The following is an 11551-nucleotide window of genomic DNA, read 5'->3' as shown; positions in this document are numbered from 1 at the left end:
ATCATGTCTCATTGCTGCGTGCAGAGCCTAGATACTGCACGCGATTCTCATCTTGATTGCTTGCCAAATCAACTGCGCCATCGACCATATATTGGTCAAAATCTGCTGCCAACCATAGCTTGCCTTGATACACACGTTGCGCATCTAAGCGAATATGCCCCATGTTTGCCGTACTGCTATCTGGGTTATCAAAGCTTTGATAACGTGCGCTAAAATGGGTCAAAATCAAATTCTTAAGCCCGATATCTTGAGCAAATTTGCCCACCAATTGCGCACTACTATGCATGGGATCAAAGTCTGGATTTTTGGCTTGAATCTTAGTCAACACCTCATGCGTATATGTCGCTTCATGCACCAGTAAATCAGTATCGACCAACGCAGAGGTGAGACAAGCTGGCGTATCGTTATCCCCCGCTACCACTACCCGTGTGCGCTTAACGTCATTATTGACATAATCTGCTGATCTCAGCTCACGACCGTCTTCGGTCATGACATCTGTACCTTGCTGCAGTTTGCCCCACAGCGCACTTGCTGGGATACCTGCTGCGGTCAACTTATCCCTATTAAGCGTGCGCTGGCTGATAGTCTGAGTGATACCAAAACCATGAGAGGCGACGCGATGTGATAGTGGTGTGATATCAATATCAAGCTGATGCTGGCTGTCTAAACTGATACTTACCTGACCGTTACCCCCACTATCTGGAGACAATAACTCTTCAATCGCCATAAAATTGATGGCAAAGGGCAAATACAACTCTGTGGGGGCGGTAATAGCTTCAAGCAATGTAGCGATGGCGTTTGGTGCAATGAGGGTCAGCGGTTCGCGGCGTCCAGACATAGCCGCACTCGCCAGCAATCCTGGCAAACCATAGCAATGGTCGCCATGCACATGGGTAATACAAATGGCGATTAATTGATGTAGAGAGAGCTTGGTGTGCAGCAATTGCTGCTGCGTACCTTCACCGCAATCAATTAATAGCCACGGACGCGATTTTTTAGGCTGCTGACTAGCGCCCGATGAATAAGGATTCAAGCATTCGATCGCTAAGGCAGTGACATTGCGCTGTTTGGTTGGCACCCCTGCTGAGGTGCCTAAAAAGGTCAGTTTGAGCATGATTCAGCACTCATAATACAACATTATTAATGAATGATACGGCTTATGACAACTGGCATATCATGGTTCGATCGCCTGCTACCATTTGTCCACCATTGGCAGTACACTCATTGACCATATTAGACTCATAAGACTTCCAACCACCATAAAAACTCGCTACACATAGCAGCACGACCAGCAGTTTTTGTGACCACGCTTTGATAGACACCTGCTGGCTATTGATTTCTTGACGAGCAAGCGATGGGTTAGCATTGACATCGGTATCGATGCTTTTGTTTTCAAATTTATTCAGATCAGACATTACTTTATCCTAAAAAGGTTTTGTCTATGCATAAACAAAACCTTTTATCAAAATATTAAATCAAGCGCTTATACATGTGTAAACGCCAGCAACTAGAACTTAAGACGACCGCCCTTTTCTTCTGCGCTCTTAAAGGCATCACGCTCTTCACAGCGTTTTAGCCAATTTAAGATATTGGTATATTTATTCTTATCTAAGCCCGGACCAGCATTGGCACCTACTACCGCTAGATGCATTTGAATGTCGGCGGCGCTAAAATCTTCACCAGCGAACCAATGATTGTCCTGTAGATGCTGCTCCATCATGTCGAGTATTTTGTTTAAGCTGTTAGCAATCATGCTTTTTTCGACTTTTGCTTTGATGCCCTTGCTAACAGGTTTAATCAACATCGGCGATTGCTCAACCACTTTGGTGAACACCAATCGCATGATGAGCGGTGGCATCACAGACGCTTCAGCGAAATGCAACCAAAACGTATAAGCTTCCCACGCTGCTTCATTGTCATCGGCAGGTTTGAACTGATGGGCTTTATCATAATGCTTGAGTAGATATTCGATGATAAACCCTGACTCAATCAGCGGGCGACCATCCACTTCCAATATCGGTGCATGACCGATCGGATGTATGGCTTTTAGACTCTCAGGCGCGCGGTAAGCTTTATTGCGCTCATAGCACGTCAGTTGATAATCAGCTTTGAGCTCTTCTAATAACCATAAAATACGAAACGAGCGTGAGTTTGCTAAATGATGAAGGTGTAACATAAACCATCCTAGTAATAAGTAATTGTGAGTCCGCTATACTATTTTAGGGTGTGTCCTCATTCTGAACATGGTGATAAAAATGAGATAAATTGCAGCCAAACGAGGAAAGTAGCACAGATAATATCGAGATATTAACCAGCTATTTGACACAGTTTGGCAAGATTTAGCCATTTTTGACCCATTTAAGTATTTTCGTTCAGCTTGAGGACACGCCCTAGATATCATGTGCCAAATTAGGTCGAGTGTGATACTGCTGCTACTGATAATAGCGTACTTAACGCGGCTTTGACACCACAACTGTGTAGAGTAGTTACGAAAAATAATGCCTGCCAAGTCAACTTTGGTTTTACAACAACCTCTACTTATTTGGCGTGGAGTACTTCTATTTTTCGCGTCATTTTGTCTATTTTTTGCTGATATTTTTTGATTTGGCGGAATCGATGCGCGGCCAACACGCCTTTAATACGGCGATTTTCTAGGCGACGGCGTGGTGGAAAGCTGCCCACTTGTGGCTCATTGTAGCCATGTAAGCGGTCATCACGTTTGCGTCCCAAGTAACCCAGCGCGCTATCAGCAATCATAATAAGCAATGCCACAAAAATCATGCTGTACATCAGCATGGATCCACCATCATGTAAGTTACGATCCAAAATCGCAATCGAAAATACGAACAAAAATATCGGCTCAAGGTAGCACAACGTTCCAAACAACGAGACTGGCAATTTCTGACTCGCTATCATTGTCAATGACATGGCAGCGGTACTAATAATGCCAAGTAAAGGCAACAGATACCACAGTTTATGGTTGGTTATCGCTACTTCAAAGCCACCATTCATATACAGCGCAACCAATACGACTGGCAATAGCAACACAAGATCTGAGATAAGACCAGTGATGGGTGGTACGGCTAGATAGCGACGCAGTAGGTAATACGGCGGGTAACCCAAGCAGACAAACAACGTCGCCCAAGAGATAGCACCATATTCAAAGATATCATAAGCGATACCAAGACCCGCACATACAATGGCAGCCCACTGAAGTAAGCTCATATCCTCATTATAAAAAAATCGACCAACAACGATCATAATCATTGGATATAAAAAGTAACCCAACGTCACTTCAAGCCCCAAACCATTCACTGGCGCCCACATAAATATCCAGATTTGTGCGCCCAAAATTGGGGTGGGCAATATAAATAAAAACCACTCTTTGGCGTTTTTTAATGTTTTTAGATAGTCAAAAATATGCTGCCATTGTTTTAATATACTTACCAATAGCACCAAACTAAAAAACATCGTTAGCACACGCCACGAAGCGACCTGCGTACCTGATAGCGGTTGCAGCAGCAAGCTGAATAAGAACAGCAGAGAGTATAAGAAATTTGCAGCCACAGCAGTGATCGTACCCTGCGAGGTTTGGTTAGTAGTCAGCATCACAGCAGCCTTTAGAGATTGGGGCACATCCTTGGCAATTTTAAAAAAAACAAAAGCCTCAGACGAGAACGTCTGAGGCTTTTGCATATAAGGTCGTCGCGCAATCCAAGATCAACGCTTTTGATATGTCGTGCTTATATCATGGGCTGCATTATGTCAAAGTCAGAATAGATAAGCAATACTGCCTTTCATTTAGTATATCAACTTCTTCGTTGAGTAAGTTTAATGACTCTAAGTGCTTATTTTAAATCAAGTTGCTCAATTTTTTGCTGTATTTTATTCATCTTTTTTTGGTAACGACGTATCTTGCGAAAACGATGCGCTTTTAGTACGCCATCGATACGCTGATTGATAAAATGGCGTCGCGGTGGGAAACCGCCCACTTGTGGCTCTCTATAACCATAAAGATGATCGTTACGACGACGAACCAGATAGCCTGTGGCACTATCAACCATCATGACCAGTAGCGCAAGCGTAATCATGCCATACATAAAGAGCGAGCCGCCTTCATCGAGGTTTTGACTCAGAACCGTAATGGATAATACAAACAACAGCATCGGCTCTATATAGCTTAACGCCCCAAACAATGACACGGGCAGCTTACTACTCGCAATCATCGTCAGTGACATCGCAAGCGCACTCAAAGCACCAAGCAGCGGCAATAGATACCAAAACTTCATCTCTTGTGCCGCAACGTCAAAACCACCAGTCACATAAAGTATGATGAGCACTACTGGCGTTAGCAGAGTCAAATCAAACAACAGCCCCGTCACTGGTGGCACAGCAAGTGTACGACGCAACAGATAGTAAGGTGGATAGCCCAAGCACACAAACAGCGTCACCCAAGATACCGAACCATACTGAAAAATATCGTAACCGATGCCCAACGCTGCGAATAGTGCGGCTGCCCACTGTAGGACGCTCATATGCTCATGGTAAAAAAACCGACCAAGCACAATCATCACAAGCGGCAATAAAAAATAACCCAGCGTAACGTCCAGACCAAACCCATTAACGGGCGCCCACATAAACAACCAAATCTGTCCACCCAAAATCGGTGCGGGCAATATAAATATCAACCACTCCTTTACTGTCTTTAGCGTTTTTATATAATCAAAGACATGCTGCCACTGCTTGGTCAAACTAAGCAATATTACCAAACTTAATAGCATCATAAGGACACGCCATGATGCTACCTGTGTCCCCGTTAAGGGCAACATAAACAGCCCAAATACAAACATCATCGAAAATAAAAAACTCGATGATACCGATGCGACAGTTCCCTGAAAAGTTTGATTGGTCGTAAGCATAACAACAGCCTTAAAAATAGAACCTTATTTACATTATTGAGAAAAATGAGAATCAAAAAATAAAAACCTCCGACGATAACGTCAGAGGCTTTTTTTATAACAATCATATAAAACTAGGGCGTGTCATCATTTAGATTGTGAGACTTAAAATGAGGAAAATTGCAGCCAAACAAGGAAGAAATTGCCGTAAATATGAACATATTGACAAGATTTCTGACGATGTTTGGCAAAATTTAACCATTTTAAGACCACTAAATGTATCAATGTGCTAATTGATGACATGCCCTAGATCACAAAGCTAACTACTGAGACATTTATTCGCCGTCTAACTCATCATTATTTGCAATATCGATAGCATCATCAACTTCAGTTGTGGCTGTGTTGCCAGTTGCCGCATCAATATTTATCTGCTCTTGACCTTCTACATGCAACGTACCATCTTCTCTCATAGCATCAACTAGCTCATCATCGCTTTCTTCGTGCTCAACACGTGCCATAGCAACCAGTTTCTCATCTTTTGACAGACGAATCAGCGTGACACCTTGCGTATTACGACCAGAGCTAGCGACATGCTCAACTGGCGTACGAACCAATGTACCTTTGTCAGAGATCAAAATAATATCATCGGTAGAGTCAACCTTGGTGGCTCGTACTAACGCACCATTACGCTCACTGGTCTTAATCGCGATTACACCGCCACCACCACGATTTTGGGTATTGAACTCATCGATAAAGGTACGTTTACCAAAGCCTTTTTCACAAGCGATTAGGATTTCGCGGACATCATCTTCGATAACGACTAACGACTTAATGAATTCATCAGCAGCCAAACGCATACCACGGACACCTTTCGCAGTACGACCCATCGCGCGAGCATCATTTTCATCAAAACGAATGGCTTTGCCACTGGAAGCAAACAACATCACTTCTTGGCTACCATTGGTGATACGAGCGCTGACCAACTTATCGCCCTCTTCTAATCCAACAGCAATCAAGCCATTTGATCGAATATTGGCAAACTGCTTAAGCTCTACCCGTTTCACTGTACCATTAGCAGTTGCAAAGAATACAAAAGGTGGCTCTGCTTGATTGTTATCTTCTGATAACTCATCATCATCATTTATTAAGGTGTCTGTTAATGATGTGTCACCTTTTACCGGTAACTCTTCTACTATTTTTGGAATAGGTAAGATAGTTGTCACGGTTTCATCAGGATTTAACCCAATTAAATTCACTAATGGACGACCACGGGCACCGCGACTGGCAATCGGTACTTCAAAGCCGCGTAGGCTAAAGACACGTCCACTATCAGTGAAGCACAATACTGTAGAATGCGTTGAGGTCACTACTAGATGATCAATCACATCGTCTTCTTTCATCGCAGTCGCAGATTTGCCTTTACCACCACGTTTTTGCGCAACATAATCATCAATTGGCTGGGTTTTTGCATAACCAGTACGAGAAACGGTCATGACTACGGTTTGCTCTGGGATAAGATCTTCACGGTTAAAGTCCATACGTGAATCAATAATATCAGTGCGGCGCTCATCACCGAAGTTCTCACGAATCTCAATCATCTCATTAGAGATAATGGTCATTAGCTTGTCAAAATCGCCAAGGATAGACTCTAAATGGGCGATTTCACGCAGTAAATCTTGGTATTCTTCAGTCAGTTTGTCTTGCTCAAGACCCGTTAGACGATGCAGTTGCATATCTAAAATAGCATTGACCTGTTCAAGCGATAAGCGATAATGCTCATTACCCTCAATCAGACCAAACGGTGCTTTTGGATCTTCGCCTTCGATGAAGTCAGGACGTACTGATTGACTGCCAGCAGCGGTTAGCATCGCCACGACACTGCCTGAACCCCATGTGTTGTTTAGTAAGCTTTCACGTGCCAAGCCGCGGTTTGCAGACGCTTTAATCGCAGCGATAATTTCATCAATATTCGCCAGTGCAACGGTCAAGCCTTCGAGCAGATGACCACGAACGCGAGCTTTATTTAGCTCATAAATGGTCCGGCGCGTCACCACTTCTTGACGATGACGTACAAAAGCAGCAATGAGCTGACGTAAGGTCAATAATTTTGGCTGACCATTATCGAGCGCCACCATATTGATACTAAAGCTAGACTCAAGCGGTGTTTGCAGGAATAAATTATTGACGATAACTTCGGCAGTTTCGCCGCGACGCAAATCAATGGCGATACGCATGCCGTCTTTATCAGACTCATCACGAATCTCAGTAATACCTTCGATTTTTTTGTCACGTACCAGCTCAGCGATACGCTCAATGAGCTTGGCTTTATTGGTCTGATAAGGTACTTCGGTAAATACAATGCGCTCACGATCACGGTTGACGCCCGTATCGCTCATCGCTTCAATGATATAGCGACCACGTATGTGCAAGCGGCCTTTACCGGTGCGATAAGCATCTAAAATACCTGCACGACCGTAGATGATACCGCCCGTAGGAAAGTCAGGACCGGAGATATGGGTCATCAGCTCTTCAGCTGATATTTGCGGATTTTCGGCATATGCCAAGCACGCATTAATAACTTCGGTCAGGTTATGCGGTGCCATATTGGTCGCCATGCCGACTGCAATACCAGTCGCACCGTTGACCAACAAGTTAGGCACACGCGCAGGCAACACGCTTGGCATACGCTCAGAGCCATCATAGTTGTCTTCCCAGTCGACAGTGTCTTTGTCGAGATCAGCCAGCATCTGATGAGTCAGCTTGGTCATACGTACTTCGGTATAACGCATAGCCGCCGGTGGATCATCATCAATCGAGCCAAAGTTACCTTGACCATCAACCATCGGGTAACGCAAACTAAAGTCCTGCGCCATCCGTACAATCGCATCATAGACCGCACTATCGCCATGCGGGTGATATTTACCGATGACATCACCGACCACACGCGCCGACTTCTTATAGGCTTTATTGTAGTCATTAGACAGCACGTGCATCGCATACATCACACGGCGATGCACTGGTTTGAACCCATCACGCACATCAGGCAGCGCGCGCGAGACGATCACGCTCATCGCATAATCCAAATAGGATTGCTTTAATTCATCCACGATGGCAATAGGACTGATCGAGTCGCTCATATACACTCCTTCACTCACATAATTTCTCTAAGGATTGCACACCTTAAAAAGGTTTAAGCTGATACAAAAATATAGCTGCACAAATGCGCAACTATGATTGTTATATAAACGCTAAAAAACACCTCAAAACGTGCAAAACCATAGGAAAATGGCGATACGGTTTTTGTTAAAAGTAATGTTGAATAAAAGAAGCTATTTTAGCACAAATTTGTTGATTTAGGGGGTTCTGACTGTCATTAAAATCAAGCAAAACAGCTCATTAGCGCAGGTTTTTAGATCCAGTAATATCCACCGAAATATCTTTAATGACATACTCGCTTAGACTGGCTAATTTTGCCATTTTTACAGACGCATTCACCATCTTTTGAGCAATGAGAAACGCCGCCCATCTTACCGGAGCAAGGCGTGTTTTTTGCTTGTGCTTGACTCATAGGCAATCATACAAAGGTGAGCGCTAGCAAAGATAACATTATTGACTTCATTGTTTTATCCTCCTAAAAAATAATGGGTTTATACATAAAAAAAACTGCACCCACTGGGATGCAGTTTTTTGACATCATTCATCTGTAAATAACTTATTGCCGCTTGGTCATATTAAGTTCGGTTGGCACTGGCACTGGCACTGAAGTCTTGATTAAAGAATTCACGAGTGGCGTCAGTACAAGCACTAGCGACTAAACCACCATGATAGCTAGATAAGAGGCCAGCTCCAGCAGCGTCGACATTATTATTAAATCGCGACTGAATATTATCAATAGTATTGGTCATTAGCCAAGGGTTTGCTAATGCTGATTGACCTAAAGGCAGCAACGTTGGAATGCCACGACCCGCTTCATTCTCGTTATCGACATCGAGAACAGTGATATTTAGATTGGCTTGTTGCAGCTGAGCCGTCATTGCACCTGTATTTAAATCATAATATACCGTTGGATCACGATGACCACCACATAACAATGTTGGCATCTTTGGTACATATCCTCGTAAATCGTTGTCTTTTAGAGCTTTACGAAGCTCGTTCTGTGGAGAAGCGGCTGGTATTCCAGCTGGTGTTGCTGCTGTCAAACCATCAGGATTTGCAAGCACATCTGTCACATAAGCGGCACGAAAGTCCGTCTTAATGAGATAGTTATCAGGAGAAAATCCTAAAAATGCAAAAGGTAGTGTACTAAAAGGTAGCTGATCAAGTACTGCATTGCCAGTAGATTTTGACTGGAACAGCGCAAATCCAGGCAGTTTATTATCCTCGACTAATTGCTCAAAACTTGAGTCACTTGGAAGGATAGTATTGGCATACTGGTCAGTGAAAATCTCATTAACATTATCATAAATACTTGGATACTTTTTCTGTAATCCTGTCGTTAATAATGGCGCAAATCGCGTTGCACCAAGGTTAACGTTCCCCGTAAAGATAGCATCACCAAAGGCGGCCAAAGCATAAGGGCCTGATAAAGGCGCAATGGCTGTCACTGGTTTGTTTTGTGCTTCTAGCGCTCTAGCCGTAGCCATAGCAACATGACCGCCTTGTGAATACCCTGAAATATATAGCTCGCCTGAATCATCGATATTGGCGTAATTGGTATTTTTATCTCGTTTTTGTGCATCGATAACGATACGCGAGCTATTCAACGCATCAATCATATCAGTAGATTGCTGCTCAGCAACTAAGTACGGATGATAATCAAGCTCTGAATCATCATAGCCAGCATAGTTAGGGGCTACGACGATATAGCCTTGCGCGGCAAAGTTTGCTGCTATCAAGGTGGCTTCACCCGAGCCTGAATTTTGAGGATTGCCAACTTGGCTAAAATCATAGCTTTTATCGGTAGTCGTACCATGAGCATATAATAATACTGGACGATCACCCGAACAATCTGCACCCTCACCACTAGGCAGCATTAAAGCAGCAGTTGCATTGGTAACCTCGCCTGCTGACCCTACCGTTTGATAGGTGACTTTTTCTACTTTAATATCACACTTAGCATCAGGCGTACCAGCATTTTCCAATCCAGGAATACCATCTATTTGAGCAGTACTGAAGGCACTAATTGTCTCAACGCTAGTAGGAAAAATGACGGATGCTGTGTCGTTATCATCGTCGTCATCTCCACAACCGGTGAGTAGTAAAGCACTGGCAACGGCTACCGACAATAGGCAGCGTGACATCGTTGGTGTTTTGGTAGTGATAGACATGGATTGATAGATAGGGGCAGATGAAGGGGCAGATAATTTGCCGCTGGTATCCGTGGTGGATTTGATCATGGTTGCTGTCCTTAGCAATGGTAAATCAGACGTTTGCTGAAATTTTTTGGCAGTAAATGCCGTTTAGTTTGGCAGCTTTTTTCATCAATGATTTGTATTAAGCACTTTTTAGCAAAACTTGCTCAATAGTTATTGTTTCTTAAACCTTACTATTTATACCGTAAAATTTTATGAAAAGCTACTGGAAAACATGCGCTGAGTGACGTCTTTTACCTTATGCAGAAAATTTTGTTGCCGTTAAAGCAGTTCTAGCTTAGCTTTAGTCTTTGTTGTACGATGTTCCAAATTTAACCCTAATACAGATATCACCCTATGCAAACCAGCAGTCAAAGCACGAAAGAAACCAACAGCCAATCGACAGATCTAACAAAAGAAACGGCGATGCAAGACGAGACGCGCACTGATCGTAGCTTTGACACGATTGCCGATTATTTTGAAAAAAAGGTCTACGGTGGTCTTAAAGGCGACATTCGACTGGCAGTATTGCGCCGTGATATCTTTGCCTATACAGCGCAGATGAGTAAAGAGCTTGGGCGACCTTTACGGGTTTTAGATGTGGGTGCGGGACTTGCACAGATTGCGATTGAGCTTGCGGCTCAAGGGCATAGCGTGGTCATCAATGACATCTCTGCCAATATGTTAGAGAAAGCAAAAGAGAGCGCCGCAGAAATCGATAAGAATCTAGATATACGCTGGTATGTGTGCCCTTATCAAGAGATAGAGGATAAATTGGCAATCGATGAGTTGCAGAATAAAGACAGTATGGCTAAGAATGCTGAGAAAACAGCTAAGTTTGATTTGATAATGTCGCATGCCCTACTCGAATGGCTCGCAGAACCAGCCGCCATCATGAACTTTTGTGATCGGCAGCTGGCTGAGCATGGCGCGCTGTCATTGTGCTTTTATAATCCAGCGAGCTTTGACTATCGTAATCTAATTATGGGTAATTTTAATCTGCTCGATAACACGGATTATAAGGCTGACACTAAAAAAAGCCTGACGCCTAACTATCCGGTCGCCAAAGAAGAAGTCGAATCTTGGCTCACAACGCATCATTACCAAACCATTCTAACCAGTGGCTTGCGCGTGTTTCATGATTATGCACCGCTCAAGCGCGGTGGTCATAATGATCCTGATGCAGTCATACGCATGGAGCTGCGCTACTCACAACGAGAGCCGTATAAATGGCTGGGTCGCTATCTACATATAATGGCAACTCGTTAAGTTGAATAAGCTTAATGATAACGAGCGTTTAAA

The 11551-nt window shown here is 43.6% G+C and carries 9 protein-coding genes; 1 reads left to right on the top strand and 8 read right to left on the bottom strand.

Translation table 11 applies throughout. From position 1 onward, the window contains the following. Position 1: 1 nt before the first annotated feature. The 8 genes from ACTQ9T_RS02425 to ACTQ9T_RS02390 form a co-directional block, all read right to left on the bottom strand. Positions 2 to 1114, bottom strand: a complete 1113-nt coding sequence (locus ACTQ9T_RS02425; RefSeq protein ID WP_440463964.1) for a ribonuclease Z — start codon at positions 1112 to 1114, stop codon at positions 2 to 4. Between the two features lie 43 nt (positions 1115 to 1157). Beyond that, entirely contained in the window at positions 1158 to 1415 is a 258-nt protein-coding gene (locus ACTQ9T_RS02420) for a hypothetical protein (protein ID WP_440463963.1), read from the bottom strand. Positions 1416 to 1507: 92 nt separating this feature from the next. Next, positions 1508 to 2176: a glutathione S-transferase gene (locus tag ACTQ9T_RS02415; protein WP_189580454.1), complete on the bottom strand. Its 669-nt coding sequence runs from the start codon at positions 2174 to 2176 to the stop codon at positions 1508 to 1510. A 362-nt stretch (positions 2177 to 2538) separates the two neighbouring features. Continuing rightward, a complete protein-coding gene (rarD, locus tag ACTQ9T_RS02410) occupies positions 2539 to 3609 on the bottom strand; it encodes an EamA family transporter RarD (RefSeq protein ID WP_440463962.1) in 1071 nt (356 codons plus the stop codon). Positions 3610 to 3848: 239 nt separating this feature from the next. Continuing rightward, positions 3849 to 4919: an EamA family transporter RarD gene (rarD, locus tag ACTQ9T_RS02405; RefSeq protein ID WP_194619068.1), complete on the bottom strand. Its 1071-nt coding sequence runs from the start codon at positions 4917 to 4919 to the stop codon at positions 3849 to 3851. A gap of 314 nt (positions 4920 to 5233) precedes the next feature. Continuing rightward, a complete protein-coding gene (gyrA, locus tag ACTQ9T_RS02400; RefSeq protein WP_440463961.1) occupies positions 5234 to 8035 on the bottom strand; it encodes a DNA gyrase subunit A in 2802 nt (933 codons plus the stop codon). A gap of 302 nt (positions 8036 to 8337) precedes the next feature. Next, positions 8338 to 8466 carry a hypothetical protein gene (locus ACTQ9T_RS02395; RefSeq protein WP_266097129.1) on the bottom strand — a complete coding sequence of 43 codons (129 nt, stop codon included), beginning with the start codon at positions 8464 to 8466 and terminating at the stop codon, positions 8338 to 8340. Between the two features lie 163 nt (positions 8467 to 8629). Next, positions 8630 to 10294 carry an alpha/beta hydrolase family protein gene (locus ACTQ9T_RS02390; RefSeq protein ID WP_440463960.1) on the bottom strand — a complete coding sequence of 555 codons (1665 nt, stop codon included), beginning with the start codon at positions 10292 to 10294 and terminating at the stop codon, positions 8630 to 8632. A gap of 312 nt (positions 10295 to 10606) precedes the next feature. Here ACTQ9T_RS02390 and ACTQ9T_RS02385 point away from each other — a divergent pair, with 312 nt between their 5' ends. Beyond that, complete coding sequence (locus ACTQ9T_RS02385) at positions 10607 to 11518, top strand: methyltransferase domain-containing protein (RefSeq protein ID WP_440463959.1); 912 nt, start codon at positions 10607 to 10609, stop codon at positions 11516 to 11518. The last annotated feature ends 33 nt before the right edge of the window (positions 11519 to 11551 follow it).

The organism is Psychrobacter sp. ASPA161_6 (assembly GCF_051970285.1).
Lineage (GTDB): Bacteria > Pseudomonadota > Gammaproteobacteria > Pseudomonadales > Moraxellaceae > Psychrobacter > Psychrobacter glaciei.
The sequence above is the reverse complement of the archived record's forward strand: the minus strand, read 5'-3'. Positions and strand labels throughout refer to the sequence as shown.